Annotated in this window: 17 protein-coding genes and 1 pseudogene; 7 read left to right on the plus strand and 11 right to left on the minus strand. The window is 62.7% G+C overall.

From position 1 onward, the window contains the following. Nucleotides 1-50: 50 nt before the first annotated feature. The 4 genes from FJ954_RS24580 to FJ954_RS24595 form a co-directional block, all read right to left on the minus strand. Nucleotides 51-815 carry an AAA family ATPase gene (locus tag FJ954_RS24580; protein WP_140663769.1) on the minus strand — a complete coding sequence of 255 codons (765 nt, stop codon included), beginning with the start codon at nucleotides 813-815 and terminating at the stop codon, nucleotides 51-53. Then, nucleotides 812-1630, minus strand: a complete 819-nt coding sequence (locus FJ954_RS24585) for a hypothetical protein (protein WP_140663771.1) — start codon at nucleotides 1628-1630, stop codon at nucleotides 812-814. Before FJ954_RS24585 ends, FJ954_RS24580 begins: the two co-directional genes overlap by 4 nt. A gap of 49 nt (nucleotides 1631-1679) precedes the next feature. Continuing rightward, on the minus strand, nucleotides 1680-2594 hold the full coding sequence (locus FJ954_RS24590; RefSeq protein ID WP_140663773.1) for a hypothetical protein: 915 nt from the start codon (nucleotides 2592-2594) through the stop codon (nucleotides 1680-1682). Between the two features lie 601 nt (nucleotides 2595-3195). Further along, entirely contained in the window at nucleotides 3196-4119 is a 924-nt protein-coding gene (locus tag FJ954_RS24595; protein WP_140663775.1) for an SMP-30/gluconolactonase/LRE family protein, read from the minus strand. Nucleotides 4120-4252: 133 nt separating this feature from the next. Between FJ954_RS24595 and FJ954_RS24600 the strand changes: the two genes are divergently transcribed. From FJ954_RS24600 to FJ954_RS24610, 3 genes are read left to right on the plus strand one after another with little or no spacing between them, the layout of a single operon-like run. After that, nucleotides 4253-5746 (plus strand): sugar ABC transporter ATP-binding protein, encoded by a 1494-nt coding sequence (locus FJ954_RS24600; protein WP_140663777.1) that lies wholly within the window; start codon nucleotides 4253-4255, stop codon nucleotides 5744-5746. A gap of 9 nt (nucleotides 5747-5755) precedes the next feature. Then, nucleotides 5756-6835: an ABC transporter permease gene (locus tag FJ954_RS24605; RefSeq protein WP_140663779.1), complete on the plus strand. Its 1080-nt coding sequence runs from the start codon at nucleotides 5756-5758 to the stop codon at nucleotides 6833-6835. Between the two features lie 13 nt (nucleotides 6836-6848). Then, nucleotides 6849-7946 (plus strand): substrate-binding domain-containing protein, encoded by a 1098-nt coding sequence (locus tag FJ954_RS24610; protein WP_140663781.1) that lies wholly within the window; start codon nucleotides 6849-6851, stop codon nucleotides 7944-7946. An 81-nt stretch (nucleotides 7947-8027) separates the two neighbouring features. On the opposite strand, the gene FJ954_RS24615 is transcribed toward FJ954_RS24610, so the two are convergent. The 3 genes from FJ954_RS24615 to FJ954_RS24625 all read right to left on the minus strand — a co-directional run bounded on the left by FJ954_RS24615 (nucleotide 8028) and on the right by FJ954_RS24625 (nucleotide 11150). Further along, nucleotides 8028-9020 (minus strand): LacI family DNA-binding transcriptional regulator, encoded by a 993-nt coding sequence (locus FJ954_RS24615; protein WP_140663782.1) that lies wholly within the window; start codon nucleotides 9018-9020, stop codon nucleotides 8028-8030. Nucleotides 9021-9094: 74 nt separating this feature from the next. Beyond that, a complete protein-coding gene (locus tag FJ954_RS24620; RefSeq protein WP_140663784.1) occupies nucleotides 9095-10129 on the minus strand; it encodes an L-idonate 5-dehydrogenase in 1035 nt (344 codons plus the stop codon). 73 nt (nucleotides 10130-10202) lie between these two features. After that, nucleotides 10203-11150 (minus strand): 2-hydroxyacid dehydrogenase, encoded by a 948-nt coding sequence (locus FJ954_RS24625; RefSeq protein ID WP_140663786.1) that lies wholly within the window; start codon nucleotides 11148-11150, stop codon nucleotides 10203-10205. 77 nt (nucleotides 11151-11227) lie between these two features. Here FJ954_RS24625 and FJ954_RS24630 point away from each other — a divergent pair, with 77 nt between their 5' ends. From FJ954_RS24630 to FJ954_RS24645, 4 genes are read left to right on the plus strand one after another with little or no spacing between them, the layout of a single operon-like run. Then, entirely contained in the window at nucleotides 11228-11983 is a 756-nt protein-coding gene (locus FJ954_RS24630; RefSeq protein WP_140663788.1) for an SDR family oxidoreductase, read from the plus strand. Next, nucleotides 11952-12488 (plus strand): gluconokinase, encoded by a 537-nt coding sequence (locus FJ954_RS24635; RefSeq protein WP_140663790.1) that lies wholly within the window; start codon nucleotides 11952-11954, stop codon nucleotides 12486-12488. The genes FJ954_RS24630 and FJ954_RS24635 overlap by 32 nt, the downstream gene beginning before the upstream one ends. Next, nucleotides 12485-13372: an NAD(P)-dependent oxidoreductase gene (locus tag FJ954_RS24640; protein ID WP_140663792.1), complete on the plus strand. Its 888-nt coding sequence runs from the start codon at nucleotides 12485-12487 to the stop codon at nucleotides 13370-13372. Before FJ954_RS24635 ends, FJ954_RS24640 begins: the two co-directional genes overlap by 4 nt. Next, complete coding sequence (locus tag FJ954_RS24645; protein WP_140663793.1) at nucleotides 13369-13710, plus strand: hypothetical protein; 342 nt, start codon at nucleotides 13369-13371, stop codon at nucleotides 13708-13710. The genes FJ954_RS24640 and FJ954_RS24645 overlap by 4 nt, the downstream gene beginning before the upstream one ends. Before the next feature lie 6 nt (nucleotides 13711-13716). On the opposite strand, the pseudogene FJ954_RS24650 reads toward FJ954_RS24645, so the two are convergent. The 4 genes and pseudogenes from FJ954_RS24650 to FJ954_RS24665 all read right to left on the minus strand — a co-directional run. Beyond that, nucleotides 13717-13860, minus strand: a pseudogene (locus tag FJ954_RS24650) (transposase); the annotation flags it as partial. A 463-nt stretch (nucleotides 13861-14323) separates the two neighbouring features. Continuing rightward, nucleotides 14324-15085: an ATP-binding protein gene (locus tag FJ954_RS24655; protein WP_140663795.1), complete on the minus strand. Its 762-nt coding sequence runs from the start codon at nucleotides 15083-15085 to the stop codon at nucleotides 14324-14326. Continuing rightward, nucleotides 15082-15801, minus strand: coding sequence for a hypothetical protein (locus FJ954_RS24660; RefSeq protein WP_140663797.1), 720 nt, complete (start codon nucleotides 15799-15801; stop codon nucleotides 15082-15084). The genes FJ954_RS24655 and FJ954_RS24660 overlap by 4 nt, the downstream gene beginning before the upstream one ends. A gap of 216 nt (nucleotides 15802-16017) precedes the next feature. Next, complete coding sequence (locus FJ954_RS24665) at nucleotides 16018-16455, minus strand: hypothetical protein (protein WP_140663799.1); 438 nt, start codon at nucleotides 16453-16455, stop codon at nucleotides 16018-16020. Between the last annotated feature and the right edge of the window lie 246 nt (nucleotides 16456-16701).

The following is a 16701-nucleotide window of genomic DNA, read 5'->3' on the forward strand; positions in this document are numbered from 1 at the left end:
GCAGTCTCAATTCCAGTGTGATGTCCGGAATTATCTGTCGTCGTCCGGAATTAAGTGGGGCCGCTGACGTCGTGTGCGAAGTCTTTTCGGCGCTCGTGTAGAAGCTTGAGCGCGTCGCTGCCGCACGACGTGACACGGAGCGTGGTCTCGATCCGGGAAAGACGAATGCTGCCAACGCCGTTGGTAACGGCAGCGCAGTTCTGGAGTAGGTGGCAAAGCGCGCGAAGGGAGGTGTTTTCACCGTAGGTGGCGATTGCCTCGTAGCCGTCGGCCCCCTCAACGTTGTATTCGACGCCGATCCTTATGCAGTCCTCCCGCGTCGGCTGCCCGATCTCGAAACGCATGCCGATACGGCTTTCTATCTGATCCATTGCGTGGATATCGCGCCTCGTGCCCGCTAATCGATGAGTGTTGCCGGCGAGCAGTAAAGGGAAGCCGCAGCGCTCCTGAAGATGCAGCAGCTCCCGCAAAACAGTGGGTGTGAAGTTCTGATATTCGTCCACGAGCAACGGACGCGTCGGGCCGTATCGGGAGCCCAAAAAGTTCATGCAATCCTTCGCAAGATCGTATGTGTGCTTGCTGTCCTTTTGGACGCCGTAGGCGTCGTGCAGCATCAGGAACATCGGCCTGATAGCCTTGGTATGCTGCGCAACCTCACAATAGGCAGCTCCGCTTTCGGCGGCCATCGAGTTGAGCGCTACAGTCTTTCCGAGTCCCGCTTTGCCGACCGCAAGCACCGGATATCGCATCTTGACTGCCGTATCGAATGCGGCCCGCACGGTGAGCACAGCCCGGGTTTCAACGAATATCGTCATCCGACGATCCTCTTCACCAAATCCATCTGAGCGGCTATGCGCTCGTCCTGTTCGCGTCGGCGCTCTTCGGAGAGCAAGGGCTTCTTCGGCATCACGATCCGCGCCAGCCGCCGAGACGGGTCGAATGATAATTTGCCCGCCGGCTCGTTGGGGGTTACTTCAGGTTGATCCTGACCAAGCGCTATCAGCCGAGCTGCAACGTCGATTTTCGGGACCGAGCGAGCCATCTCCACGATCGCGCTGCGATGCGCCCTCGCCCGTGCTGCCGTGCATTGGGCGCCCCGATGATCAAGCGGATGAAGTGCAACATCGGGGGTGGCGATCCCGAGCCTGTTGCCCTTCATGTCCAGCACAAGCAGCTCGGCCGGCGCATGATAGACCGGCTCGCAGACCAGAACCTTATCATGCGTATACCGCCACAGCTCTTCGCAGGACCACCGACGCCCACGGATCTGAAACGCGCCTTGAATCACAGTGCGCTCGACATGGCGCGCTACGGATGCGCGGACCTCATCGCGGCTCATAGTGATCGCTGACCAGCCTGCAGCAACGTGCTGTTGAAAAATGGCGTTGGGCGAAAGTCCCTTGAGGCCGCTCTGCTTTCCCGTGGGCACGCTGTGATAGGCCTTTAGGAGACCGAAGAACGCCGGAACGAAGTCTTCGAAGGTGCCATAGGGCGCAACCGTCCGGCCGATCGCCTCCTGGCGCTTGTTCATACGGTTGCCGGCAATCCAGCCCGGTACTGAGCTCAGATAGCGAGACTCGAAGTCCCCGAACCAGCGTTCGATTGGCTTCGCCGCGGCGTTGTAAGGCAAGCATTGACAACCCTCACCGTGCGAGCCGGCCCATGAAATCCGGGCACGGTCAGTGTCGCGGCGGCGTCCAGGTATACGTCGCGAACCCATATTCCTTGCCGTTATCGATGTAGAGGGCTTCAGGCAGGCCGAAGGCAGGATGCTCCACCATGGCCGCGAAGACTTCGATCACATCACGATTGTTGACGCCGCCGCGCTTGTTAAATGCGATCAGATCACACCAGACGCGCCCGGTCGCCCAATCGAGAAACGCAATCAACTTCGCTGTACAAATCGAGCCCTCAGCCCGCGTCAGGTGGATGTCGATCGGGTGCACGTCTCCGACGACCAATTCCATCGGGCGCATGCCTTCGATGGAGCGCCGGCCGCGGGCGGCTGTCCTCGTAGGCTTTGCGGTTCGTTCGGAACTGGTGGACTTCCGGTAATGCAGCTCTTGCGAAACGAGCGTCCACGGGATCGAACAAGCTTGCTCGAAACTCGCAAAATCGCTGGTGCGGAACCCCCATGACCGGGTGGTCTCTACCAGGAAGTTACGGGCTAATAGCTTGACGTGTCCCCAAGCTGCGCCGGCTGCCAAAAGCCCTCGGATTTCCTGTTTTAGGTCCTCTGCAATTTTGGCCTTTGTGCTAGGGTCGAAGGGTACCAAAGCATCCCACTGCCGACTGATGACTACGCGTTTCTTGCCTTTATCGGCTCGGCCATGCCGGCCTCGGCATGCAATCGGCTTCGGACCTTTTCGAACCGTCGTTTCAATGGGCTTCAACCGGAGTTGCAACTCGGGTGGGAGTGAAGCCAAATTGACGAGATAATGCTTGCCCGCGTTGCCACCCTTACCCTGAACAACGCGCACCTCCAGGGCGTGCCCTCGCCAGTCGCCACGCTGACAGGCCTTCCAAACTGCCTGCCGCGAGATTCCTGCCGACTTGGCGAGCAGGTTGAGTGGGACGAACTCTTTCTTCGACATCGTGCGCTAGTCCCTAGCGGCGGAACGGAAACCACCGGGTAGCAACTGGAGTTATCTCTGTCGTGACAGCCAAACCTTGGATCTCCACGCAGCCTCAGGAGGCCGTATGTCAGCCATTGGCCGCAGTTCGTTTCGCGAGGGTATGGAAGAGTGACCGGTGGGGAGAGCTGGGCCTGGCCGATAGGGGTGCGGCGTTGGTTTACCAATCCTGGGGTCTTGGGTTGACCAATCCGCTGCCAACCGTAAGCGGGTTTACCAACAACGGCGGCCAGGTTCGATGCAAATCCAACCACTTGATGCCAGTCCAGAATTAAATGTCATTGAGGCCATTGGTAAACCTGATCTTAGGATCAGAAACTCCTACCTCGGCCTGAAAATGCTCTTGTTTTCAATCACATAGGCCACACACACGCAAGCCATAATTCCGGACTGGTAAACCCCACGAAATGCCAAATAATTCCGGACATCACACCATGTCACATATTTGTGCGATTCTCGAGCACAAATGAGGAACATAGCCTCCGCCATTGAGCGACTGGGACTATCGGCCAACGTCAGAAGGGAAGCGCATTTGAACCTTGAGCCAGGATCCTCTTCGTCCTCATGCTCGTGCTGCCGCATTGGCGACCACAAAGACTGCGTAGAGTGACTGGCGCGCGGTGATGAACAGGCGGTTGCGCTTGGCGCCGCCGAAGGTCAGGTTCGCCACCGTCTCTGGGATGCGGATCTTGCCGATCAGCGTGCCGTCGGGATCGAGGCAGTGGATGCCGTCGCCAGCGCCCGCCCAGATGCGGCCCGCTGTGTCCACGCGGAACCCGTCGAACAGGCCGGCCGTGCAAGTTGCGAAAACGCCGAGTTCCCCGACCGTCGCATCTTCGACGGCGAACTTGCGGATGTGCCGCGGCCCGTCCTTCTGGTGCGTGATGCCGGTGTCGCCGACATAGAGGATGGCCTCGTCCGGCGAGAAGGCGAGACCGTTTGGCTTGGCCATCGTCGAGACGACCCGCGCCACCTCGCCCGTTAGGGGGTCGGCGCGGTAGACGTGGCAGCCCTCGATCTCCTGCTCGGAGCGGTCGCCCTCATAGTCGGTCGCGATGCCATAGGGCGGATCGGAAAACCACACAGTGCCGTCCGAGCGCACCACCACGTCGTTTGGCGAGTTCAGCCGCTTGCCTTCGAAACGGTCGGCGATCACCGTGATCGATCCGTCATGCTCGGTGCGGGTGACGCGTCGCGCGCGATGCTCGCAGGTGACCAGCCGCCCTTCCGTGTCGACTGTGTTGCCGTTGGCGTTGCTGGAGGGCGCACGAAACACTGAGACCACGCCGTTGGTATCGTCGTATCGCATGATGCGGTCGTTCGGGATGTCCGAGAAAACCAGATACCGCCCGGCCGCGAACCATGCCGGACCTTCCAGCCAGCGCCCGCCCGTCCACAGCCGCTCGACCGCCACATGGCCGACGAAACAGCTCTCGAACCGCTCGTCGAGAACCTCGAAGCCAGTGCCCTCTATGTCTCCGAACATGCCTCATCCTCTGCGAAACCGGAGCTATCGATAGCCTTCGGGGCGAGCCATTTTCAAGACTTGACCCGCAAAAATGTTAGCGATAACATCAGTGCCAATTCAGATCCGTTTGTTTGGCTTGGGAGGGCCATGGATGCGGCCCAAGCTCATAGAATTCATCGACATCTCCAAGCGCTTCGGGGGCACGCTGGCGTTGAAGTCGGTCTCGCTCGACATCCACGAGGGTGAGATCGTTGCGCTGCTGGGCGAGAACGGCGCCGGCAAATCGACTCTTATCAAGACGTTGGCCGGCATCTACAAGCGCGACCAGGGCGCGATCCGCTTTCGCGGCGAGGACTATCATCACCGCCCGCCTCGCCCCAACCTGCCGCAAAAGGTCGCCTTCATCCATCAGGATCTCGGCCTCATCGAATGGATGACGGTGGCCGAGAATGTCGGCATGGCGCAGGGTTTCTCGCGCCGCTCGGGCCTGATCGACTGGCGCGACACCGAGCGTCGTGCCGAGAGCGCCCTGGCCCTGGTCGGCTGCGCCTTCGATCCGGCGACGCGCGTCCAGGATCTTTCGCGCACCGAGAAATCGCTGGTTGCCATCGCCCGCGCGCTCGCTACCGAAGCCGACGTGCTGGTGCTCGACGAGCCGACGGCAAGCTTGCCCGCGGATGAGGTCGAACGCCTGTTCCAGGCACTGCGACCGTTGCGCGAGCGCGGCGTCGGCATGATCTATGTCTCGCACCGCCTGGATGAAGTGTTCCGCATTGCCGATCGGGTCGCCGTCATGCGGGACGGCCGCATGGTGGCGGTCAAGCCGGTCGCCGAGACGACGCCGCAGGAACTGGTCGATCTCATCGTCGGCCGCCCGGCGCACCAGATGTTCGCCAAGTCGCGCTGGCAGGACGGACCCGAGCGGCTGAAGGTCGAGGATTTGCGCTGCGGCAATGTCGGACCGGTCCACTTCGAGGCGCGGTCTGGCGAACTTCTGGGACTGGTTGGCCTGCGTGGTGCTGGACAGGAGGCCGTCGGCCGCGCGCTGTTTGGCGCCGAGCCTTTCGACGGCACTGTATTACTCGACGGCAAACGCCTCGACCTGTCCTCGGTCGGTGCGGCCCTTGCCGCCGGTGTCGGCTTGATTGCGCGCGACCGCACCGAGGAGTCGGTAGCGCTGTCGCTGTCCGTGCGCGAAAACATGTATCTCAATCCGTCCGCCGTCGGCCGCGGGCTTTTCTCCTTCATGACGCCGGCGCGGGAAAGCGAACTGACGCAGGAGCTCGGTACCCGGCTCGGGCTGCGGCCGAACGACCCGCACCTGCCGATCGAGGCGCTTTCCGGCGGTAACCAGCAGAAGGTGGTCGTCGGCCGCTGGCTGGCGACGGGTCGCAAGCTGCTGATCGCCGAGGATCCGACGGCGGGTGTCGATGTCGGCGCCAAGGCCGAAATCTATCGGCTGATCGCGGCAGCTGTCGAAGCCGGACTGGCGGTCGTCGTCGTTTCCACCGATTTCGAGGAAGTAGCGCATATCTGCCATCGCGCGCTCGTCTTCTCGCACAACCGCATCGTGCGCGAACTGGCCGGCGATGCCTTGACGACTGCTACGCTTATCCATGCCGCCTCCGTGTCCGAAGCCGCCTGAGGAGTATCCATGAACTCGATCAAATCGACGGCGCTGGAGCCGACCCGCTCGGAACTCTCAGGGCTCAGCCTTGGCCAGAAGGCGGCGCGCTACCTGCCGGTCTACGGCCTGCCGATCCTGACGCTGCTGCTCATCCTGCTGTTCTCGCTGCTCCTGCCGCGCACCTTCCCGACGCTGCTGAATTTGCGTTCCATCGTCTCCGACAAGGCGATCATCGCCTTGCTGTCGCTGGCGGCGATGATCCCCATGGCCTCGGGCCGCATCGACCTGACGGTCGGCTACGGCATCGTGCTCTGGCATATCCTGGCCATCAGCCTGCAGACCGCCTTCGGCATCCCCTGGCCGATCGCGGTGCTGATCGTCCTGCTGCTCGGCGTCGTGACCGGCTTCATCAACGGCCTGCTGGTCGAGGTGGCACGCATCGATTCCTTCATCGCCACGCTCGGCACCGGCACCGTGCTCTATGCACTCGCCATGTGGTACACGGGCGGCCGGCAGGTTGTCGGCGTGCTTCCCGAAGGCTTCCTCGCCCTCAACGGGACGATGCTGTTCGGCCTGCCGATCACTGGCTACTACGTGATCGTCCTGGCACTGGTGATGTGGCTTGTGCTCGAATACATGCCGATCGGCCGCTACCTCTACGCTATCGGTGCCAATCCCAAGGCTGCAGCGCTCAACGGCATACCGGTGCAGAAATTCGTCATGGGCGCGTTCGTCGCCTCGGGCGCGCTGACGGCGCTTGGCGGCGTGCTGCTCGCCTCCAAGCTCCGCATCGGGCAGGCCAGCGTCGGCCTTGAATATCTGTTGCCGGCGCTGGTCGGCGCCTTCCTGGGATCGACCACCATCAAACCCGGCCGCGTCAATGTCTGGGGCACGATCATCGGCGTCGTCATCCTCGCCGCCGGCATTTCCGGCATCCAGCAGTTCGGTGGCTCGTTCTGGGTCGAGCCGCTCTTCAACGGCGTCACCTTGGTCGTGGCGATCGGCATCGCCGGCTACGCGCAGCGCCGCCGCGGCGCTGTCGTGCCGCCGCCATCCACCGGCCAATCACCCGCGCACCAACCAACAAAGAAAACCTACAATGCTTAATGGGAGAAGAAACATGCATCGCAGAACAGTCCTTCAGCTCGGCGTCGCCTGCCTGGCGCTCAGTATCGCCTCGACCGCCCGGGCCGACCCGATGGCCGACGCCAAGGCAGTGGTCGGCAAATATGCCAGTAAGGTCGACAAATGGGATGGCCCGACGACCGGACCGAAGGGCGCGGCCGGCAAGACGATCGTGGTGCTTGGCGCCGACATGAAGAACGGCGGCATCCTTGGCGTCACCAAGGGCGTCGAGGAAGCAGCGGCAGCCCTCGGCTGGACCGTCAAGACACTTGACGGCGCCGGCTCCATCGGCGGCCGCACCGCGGCCTTCGGCCAAGCGCTGGCGCTCAATCCCGACGGCATTATTATCAACGGGTTCGATGCCGTCGAGCAGAAGCCGGCGCTGGAGCAGGCCAGGGCGGCCAAGATTCCGATGGCGGCATGGCATGCGGCGCCGACGGTCGGTCCGATCGACGATCTCGGCATCATCGCCAACGTCTCGACCGATCCGATGGAAGTGTCGAAGGCTGCCGCCGACTGGGCTTTTGTCGACGCCAAGGGCAAGCCCGGCGTCATCATCTTCACCGACTCGACCTACCAGATCGCCATCGCCAAGGCCGACCGCATGAAGAAGGAAATCGAGGATCTCGGCGGCACAGTGCTCGAATATGTCGACACGCCAATCGCCGAGACCTCGCAACGCATGCCGCAGCTCACCACCTCGCTGCTGCAGAAATACGGCGACCAGTGGACTCACTCATTGGCGATCAACGACCTCTATTTCGACTTCATGGGACCGTCACTGGCGGCGGCCGGAAAGTCCGGCACCGACGCGCCGATCAACGTGGCGGCAGGCGACGGTTCCGAATCGGCTTACCAGCGCATCCGCTCCGGCCAGTTCCAGAAGGTGACGGTTGCCGAACCCCTGAACCTGCAAGGTTGGCAGCTCGTCGATGAGCTCAACCGCGCCATGGCCGGCGATAAATGGTCCGGCTACATCTCGCCGCTGCATGTTGTGACGTCGGACAATGTCGAATTCGACGGCGGGCCGGATAACCGGTTCGATCCGGGCAACGGCTACCGCGACCAGTACAAGAAGATCTGGGGCAAATAGGCGCCGACGAGTACCTCTGCCAACGGGCAGGACGGTCAACGGCCGGCGGGAAAACCGCCGGCCGTTCTGTTTTGCCCAGTCTCAGGCCGTATGACGCGCGATCACCTTCGGCGTCATGCCGACGACCACCCGGTCGTCAGGCGCCCGGCGCCCGTTGAGCAGGTCGAGCACGAGTTCGGCGACACGGATGCCGATCTCATGCGCCTCGACATCGATCGTGGTGATCGAAGGCACCGACTGTTCGGCGAGGTCATAGGCGCCGAAACCGGCAATCGCGACGTCGTCGGGAACGCGGATGCCGCGCCTCACGCATTCCATCAGCGCGCCGAAAGCCGAAAGATCCGACACGCACATCACGGCTTGCGTGTCCGGCCAGCGCGAGATCATCTCGACCATGGCGGTGGCGCCCTCGCGCATCGATATCGGCGGCACGCCGGAGGCAATGATGCGCGAGCCATCGAGGCCGCGTTCCTGCAGGGCCGCGACGAAGCCGCGCCGGCGATCGAGGCCACGCGTGTCGCGCGACGTGTCGCCGCCGATGAAGCCGAGCCTCGAGTAGCCACGCTGAATGAAATGATCGACCATCAGCCGTCCGGCCGCGGCGTTGGAGAAGCCGACGACGTGACCGATCGGATCGTCCGGCAGGTCCCAGGTCTCCACCACCGGCACGCCGGCATTCTCCAGCATCTTGCGGCAGCGCGGCGTGTGCCGGCCGCCGGCGACGATGATTGCTTCCGGCCGCCGCCTCAGCAGTTGGCCGACCAGGCGCTCCTCCTCCTCGACATTGTAGTCGGTGAAGCCAAGCAGGATCTCCAGCCCGCTGTCACGCAGGCCCTCGGTCATGCCGCGCACCGTGTCGGCGAAGTTGGCGTTGTTGATCGAAGGGATCGTCACCGCGACGAAACCGGAGCGGCGCGACGACAGGTTGGCGGCGATACTGTCGAAGACATAGCCGAGCTCTTCCGCCGCCTGCAGGATGCGGTCGCGCGTGTCGGTGCTCACCGACGCGTCGCTCTTGAAGGCGCGCGACACCGTCATCGTCGAGACGTTGGCGCGATGCGCGACGTCGGCCATGGTTGGGCGTTTGGGCGGAGGCTGCATCGCCGTACGTTATCGATATCACTGCGGAATGCAACGCGCCGCGATGCTTATGAAAAGGCGATCTGAACCTTCATCGCCCGGCTGCGGTCATTGGCAAGTTCGAAGCCGGACAAGGCCTCGTCGCAGGCCACGGTGTGGGTGATCAGCGGCTTGACGTCGATCAGTCCCTTGCGCATCAGCTCGACCCCGACGGCGAATTCGGGGTGGAAGCGGAACGACCCGTTGATGGACAGTTCCTTGGCGGTGACCACCGACATAGGCAATGCCATCTCCGCACCACCAAGGCCGAGCTGAACGATCGTGCCGCGCGGCCGCAGCGCCGCGATGCCTTGCGCCAGCGCCGCCGCCGCCCCCGAGCATTCATAGAGGATGTCGAACGTCCCCTTGTCGGCGAGATAGGGCGCCAGCCCTTCCGGATCGGTTTTTGTGTTGATGGTCTTGTCGGCGCCGGCGCGCATTGCCATCGCCAGGGTGAAATCGGTGATGTCGACCGCGACGATCTCGGCAGCGCCCGCCCGCCGCGCGCTGAGGATCGACAAGAGGCCGATCGGTCCGCAGCCGGTCACCAGCACGCGCTTGCCGAGTATTTCGCCGGCCCGGCGTGTGGCGTGGAGACAAACCGCCAGCGGTTCGGCCATCGCCGCCTCGCCGGCGCTCAATCCGTCGGCCGGGACGCATTGCAGCGCGTCCGCCACTAGCATTTCGCGGAACGCACCCTGGATGTGCGGAAACGGCATGGCGCTGCCGTAGAAGCGCATGTTGAGGCACTGGTTGTGCATCCCTTCGCGGCAGTAGCGGCAGCTGTAGCAGGGCCGCGACGGCGACACCGCGACCAGTTGGCCGGGCTTGAGCCCGCTGACGCCAGAACCCAGCTTTTCGATGACGCCGGACACCTCGTGGCCGAGAATCATCGGCTCCTTCAGGCGCACCGTTCCGAAGCCGCCATGATTGTAGTAGTGCAGATCGCTGCCGCAGATGCCGCCGGCGGCGAGACGCACCAGCACCTGGCCCGGGCCCGGCGCCTCGACCGGACGGTCCTCGATGCGCAGGTCCTTGGCGGCGTGGATGACGATCGACTTCATGGTCAGCGAACTCCTCGGGCAATTCCAGGAACAATGTGCAGCGGTTTTCCGTCCGAATCTGCGTGAGACAAGCCTAGAGCACCGGCGTGAGCAATGGCTGGCCGGCGAAATGGGCGGCAAGATTGTCGCGCACCAGTTTGCCCATCGCCTTGCGCGTTTCGATGGTGCCCGACGCATGGTGCGGCTGCAGCAGCACATTGTCGAGCGCCAGGAAGCGCGGATTGAGCTTCGGCTCGCCTTCGAACACGTCGAGCGCGGCGGAGCCGAGCACCTTCGTCTCGAGCGCATCGAGCAACGCGTCCTCGTCGATGTTGGAGGCGCGCGAGATGTTGATCAGCATGCCGTTCTCGCCGAGCGCCGCGAGCACATCCTTGTTGACGATGTGGCGCGTCGCGGCCGATGCGGCAAGCGTCACGAACAGGAAATCCGAACGCCTGGCCAGTGCGTCCGGATCGGCGACGAATTCCCAATCCGGGGCGAAATCCTTCGGCGCGACGTCGCTGTAGGCAATGTCCATGTCGAAGCCGGCGAGACGCTTGGCTACCTCGTAGCCGATGCGGCCGAGTCCAAGCACGCCGGCCCGCCGGCCCCAGACGCGGCGCTTGAGCGGGTAGAGCCCCTTCGCCGCCCAGCTGCCGTCGCGCACCCACCGTTCGGCACCGATCATGCCGCGCGACTGGCACAGCATCATGGCGATGCCGAGATCGGCGACGTCGTTGGTCAGCACGTCCGGCGTGTTGGTGACCCGCACGCCTCGCTCCCGGCATGCCGCGAGATCGACCGCATCGAAACCGACGCCGTAGACGGAAACAACCTCGAGCGAAGGGCACGCCTCGATCATGGCGCGGTTCGCGCCGAGTTCGCCGCGCGTGGCTATGCCGCGCACTTGCGGCCCGATCCCGGCGAGGAAAGCCTGCTTGTCGTCGGCCGCGAAATAGCGGTGCACCGTGAAGGCTTCGTTGAGCGGCTCCTCGTCCCATGCCGGATAGGGTCCAACCTGAAGGATGTGAGGCCGCTGCATCGCTATTCTCTCCACTTGACTTGACAGATGATGTTATCGATAACATAAGACGCTCAGCGACGAGAGGCAATCGGAAAATGTCATCCAATCTGTTCAATCTCGGCGGGCGCACCGCGCTCGTGACCGGCTCCTCTCAGGGCATCGGATTTGCTTTGGCCAAAGGGCTGGCCGAGGCCGGCGCCAGAGTGGTGCTCAACGGCCGTGACGAGGCGAAGCTCACGGTTGCGGCTGGGCAGATTCCAGGCGCTGCGACGCTTGCCTTCGACGCGACCGACCACGACGCCGTCAGGGCCGCAATCGACGCCTTCGAGCAAGCCAGCGAGCCGATCGACGTTCTCGTCAACAATGCCGGCATGCAGTTCCGCACGCCGCTGGAGGATTTTCCCGCCGATGCGTTCGAACGCCTGCTGCAGACCAATGTCGCCAGCGTCTTCCATGTCGGCCAGGCGGTGGCCCGGCACATGATCAAGCGCGGTCGCGGCAAGATCATCAACATCGCCAGCGTGCAGACCGCGCTCGCCCGGCCGAGCATCGCGCCCTACACGGCGACCAAGGGCGCCGTCGGCAATTTGACCAAGGGCATGGCGACCGACTGGGCCAGGCACGGCCTGCAATGCAATGCGATCGCGCCCGGCTATTTCGACACGCCGCTCAACGCGGCACTCGTCGCTGACCCGGCCTTCAGCGCATGGCTCGAAAAGCGCACCCCGGCCGGCCGCTGGGGCAAGGTCGAGGAGCTGGTCGGCGCCTGCGTCTTCCTGGCCTCCGACGCATCATCCTTTGTCAACGGACACATTCTCTATGTCGATGGCGGCATCACAGCTTCGATCTGACGGGCCGCCGCGCATGGTGGTCATGGGCGTTACCGGTTCGGGCAAGACGACGATCGGCGTGGCGCTGGCCCGCGCTATTTCCGCGACATTCGTGGACGGTGACCAACTCCACCCTGAGGCCAACATCGCCAAGATGAGCGCCGGCATTCCGCTGGACGATGCCGACCGGTGGCCATGGCTGTCCAAGGTGGGCGAAACGCTGCGGCTAGGGCCCGCGCCGGTCATCGTCGGCTGCTCGGCGCTGAAGCGCGCCTATCGCGATTTCATCGCCGAGCAGGCGGGCGCGCCGGTGCTGTTCATCCATCTCGACGGCTCGCGCGAGCTGATCTCGAAGCGCATGCATGAGCGCACCGGCCACTTCATGCCGGCCAGCCTGCTCGACAGCCAGTTCGCGACACTGGAAGTGCCGGGCAAGGACGAGAATGCGATCGCCGTGCCGATCGACGCGCCGCTCGACGAGATTGTTGCGGACATAACAGCGAAATTCGGGGAGCGACCATCATGACCAACGCAGTCGCCTTGATCGGCGCCGGCGCCATGGGCGGGGCAATCGGCGAACGCCTGCTCGCCACCGGCAACCGCCTTTTCGTGTTCGATCTCGACAAGGCCAAGGTTGAGGTGCTGCTCACCAAAGGCGCGACCGCCATGGCGAGCGCGGCCGAGGCCGCCGGCGCGTCCGACTACGTGATCCTTAGCCTTAATTCGGCGGCGATCGTGCGCCGCGCCGTGTTCGGCGATGCCGGCGTGGCGGCTGGGGCGAAGCCCGGTACGCTGATCATCGACATGTCGTCCATCGACCCCGACGCGACGCGCCAACTCGCCGCTGACGTCAGCGAGAAGGGTTTACGCTGGGTCGACAGTCCGCTGTCTGGCGGCGCGCCCAAGGCGCTGACCGGAGAATTGACGCTGATGGCCGGCGGCGAAGCCGAGGACGTGGCCGACGCCTACAAGGTGCTGCGCCACGTCGCCACCAATTACACGCATATGGGCCCGGCCGGAGCGGGGCAGACGACCAAGCTGATCAATCAGGTGCTGTGCGCGCTGAACTTCATGGCTGTCGCCGAAGCGACCAAGCTGGCGCTCGACGCCGGCGTCGACGCGCTCAAGATCCCGCAGGCGCTGAAAGGCGGCCGCGCCGACAGCGCCATCCTGCAGGAATACCTGCCGCGCTTCGCCACCCGCGACTACCGGCGAACCGGCCGCATCGACAACATGGTGAAGGACCTCAACGCCGCCCAGGACCTGGCGCGGCGCACGCACACCGCAATGCCGCTGACGGCCGTCTGCGCCGAGGTGCACCGGCTATTGACGGCCGCAGGGCTGGGCGGCGAGGACCAGGCGGCACTGATGGAATTTTTCCAACGCAAGGATGAGGAACCGAGCAGATGATCACGCGCTATGCGTTCTTTGAAGGCAAAGTGAAGGAAGGTCAGATCGAAGCGTTCCGCAAGGACGTGATTGAGACGGTTCTGCCGAAGTGGAAGGCTTTCCCGGGCGCGCTCGACGTTCGAGTCAGCTTCGCGGAAAAACGCGACGATGGTGCGCCTGAATTTCCGATGATCCTGGCGATCAACTACCCAGATATGGCGGCCGTCGACGCGGCTTTGGCCAGCCCCGCACGCGCTGAATCGCGTGCCGCGACAGAGGCTGTGTTGTCCAGGTACTTCGAGGGTCGCATTCACCACCACGTCACCATCGCCAACGAGTTTTCATTGGCCGGAGATTGACGAATCTTAGGACATGTATCTGGCCCACTGCACTTCCCATTCATCGTTCTGCTCGAGCAGGATTGTGCCGACGAGGCGCACGATCGCATCGTCGTTCGGGAAGATTCCGACGACCTCGGTGCGCTGCTTGATCTCGCCGTTGAGACGCTGTGGCGTCCGGAATTATCTGTCGCAGTCCGGAATTTAGTCAAGGCGTCGCTGTCGCGCGCAAGTGCCTACGCTGAGATTCTGACGTCATCTGTCTCAAGGGGTTGTGGGGGAAGTACAGAGCCGTATCTTGGCCGATAAGGCTGCTGCTTTGGTTTACCAATCCTGGGGTTTGGGTTGACCAATTGGTTGCCGACCGCAAGCGGGTTTACCAATAAGGGCGGTTATATTCTATGCGAATCCAATCACTTAATGCCAATCCAGAATTAACTGTCATTGGGGCCATTGGCAAACTCGATGTTAGGGTCGGAACCCCCCTACCCTCAGCCAGAAAAACTCTTCTTTTCAATCACATAGTTCACCCGCCGCCGACCCATATTTCCGGACTGGTAAACCCCGTGAAATGCCAAATAATTCCGGACATCACACCAGTGTGCCGTCCGGAATTATCTGTCGCTGTCCGGAATTAAGCCGGGCTGCGGAGGTCGTCTGCGGCGGCGTTTCGGCGCTCGTGTAGAAGCCTGAGCACATCGCTGCCGCACGACATGCCGCGAAGCGTGGTCTCTATCCGGGGAAGACGAATGCTGCCGAAGCCGCTGGTCCCGGCAGCGCAATTCTGGAGGAGATGGCAAAGCGCGCGAAGGGAGGTGTTCTCACCGTAGATAACTATCGCTTCGTAGGCGTCGGCTCCCTCAACGTTGTGTTCCTCGCCGATCCTCACGCAGTCCTCCCGCGTCGGCTGCCCGATCTCGAAACGCATGCCGATACGGCTTTCGATCTGATCCACAGCGTGGGTATCACGCCTCGTGGCCGCTAACCGATGAGTATTGCCGGCGAGCAGTAAGGCGAAGCCGCAGCGCTCCTGAAGATGCAGCAGCTCCCGCAAAACAGTGGGTGTGAAGTTCTGATATTCGTCCACCAGTAACGGACGCGTCGGGCCGTATCGGGCGCCCAAAAAATTCATGCAATCCTTCGCAAGATCGTATGTGTGCTTGCTGTCGCTTTGGACGCCGTAGGCATCATGCAGCATCAGGAACATCGGCCTGATAGCCTTGGTATGCTGCGCAACCTCACAATAGGCAGCGCCGCTTTGCGCCGCTATCCAGTTGAGCGCTACAGTCTTTCCGACTCCGGCTTTGCCGACCGCGAGCACCGGATATCGCCTCTTGACCGCCGTATCGAATGCAGCCCGTACGGTGAACGCGGCGCGGGTTTCGATAAACGTCATCCGACGATCCTCTTCGCCAAGTCCATCTGAACGGCTATGCGCTCGTCTTGTTCGCGTCGGCGCTCTTCGGAGGTCGAAGCCCCCTTCGGCATTACGATCCGCGCCGGCCGCTTCGCCGGATGGTAAGAGACGATGCCGACAGGCTCGTTGGGGACCGTGTCAGGCTGGGCTTCGCCGCGTGCGATCAGGCGTGCAGCCACGTCGATATCAGGCGCTGACCGATCGAGATCACGCACCGCCTGCCGATGCACCCTTGCGCGTTCGGCTGATGCTTTTGCGCCGCGCTTGTCGAGCGGATGGAATTCGACATCGGGAGAGGCTATGCCGACTCGTTCACCATGCCGGTCAAGCAACAGCAACTCGGCCGGTGTGTGATAGGCCGGCACACGGACCCAAATCTTCTCGTACTGGTAAGCTTGCAATTCCGGGCATGTCCAATGACGGCCACCGACCGATATCGCACCCTGAACAACCGACCGCTCTTCGGTTCGCGCACATGCCGCGCGCACTTCATCGCGGCTCATCGCAGTCGGCGCCCATCCCGCCTCGACGTGTTTGCGGTATGTGGCTTCAGGTGAGAGACCTTTGAGCGCGCTCTTCTTGCCCTGTGCAGTGTAATTATAGGTGCGCACAAAGCCTTCTATGGCTGGCACCACATCTTCGAACGCGCCGAACGGAGCGACCGTCCTGCCGATCGCCTCCTGCTTCTTGCTCATTCGGTTGCCGCCGATGTGGCCGCGCGCCGTGCTGAAATAGCGCGTCTCGGGTGTGGCCCCACGACATGCCTCCTTTGAGCAGGCCGCGGATTTCCTGTTTTAGGTCCTCCGCGATTTTCGCCTTGGTGGGGGCGTCGAACGGGACGAGCCTGTCCCACTTCCGGCTTATGACGACACGCTTCTTGCCCTTGTCCGATCGACCATGCCGTCCGACCTTCATGCCTTCGTCAAAGCGTGCGGCATGACGCTGTAGCGTCCGCAGGGAATAGCTGACCGCCCTACCCTCCAGTTCCGCGTTGACTTGTCTGCTCGCTCGGCCAGGGCGTCGGCGCGGGCAGTCGAGTTGGCTGGATGCTGAAGCGCTGGCCCCAGGTAATCGAGCCACCATGCGTGTTCTGCCGTCCTGTCGATGATTGATTTCGAGTGGTTTTCAAGGAGGGTTTGAGAGACCTCTAAACGGTGCTGGTATTCGAGCGGCAGAGACGTGGAATTCACCTGATATTGCTCTCCGGCGTTCCCGCCGCGCCGACCATTGACCTTCCGCACTTCGAGCGGATTCTTGCGCCAGTGACGCCGACGAAGAGCGCGATGAGCGACTTGTCGCCTAATGCCGACCAGCTCAGCAAACTCAACTGTAGACAGCCACTCACCCATAGCTAGCTACCTGGCGTCGACGCGGGGCAATTCCTGAGAATTTTGTGGGGATATGCTTACATCGCGAACGTGTAGGCTATTTGAAGATCGTCCGAGACCAACTCGCGGAGGCAATCTGCAATAGCGCTTGGTCGTGAGCTCGATGACCTCTCCGCTAGGGACTGGGCCAGTTGGATCGCTGATAACCGCCTCCGGATATTCCAGGAGATCGATGAGGCAGATCGCATCGACGAAACGATTAACGAC

The sequence above is a fragment of the Mesorhizobium sp. B2-3-15 genome (assembly GCF_006442875.1).
GTDB lineage: Bacteria > Pseudomonadota > Alphaproteobacteria > Rhizobiales > Rhizobiaceae > Mesorhizobium > Mesorhizobium australicum.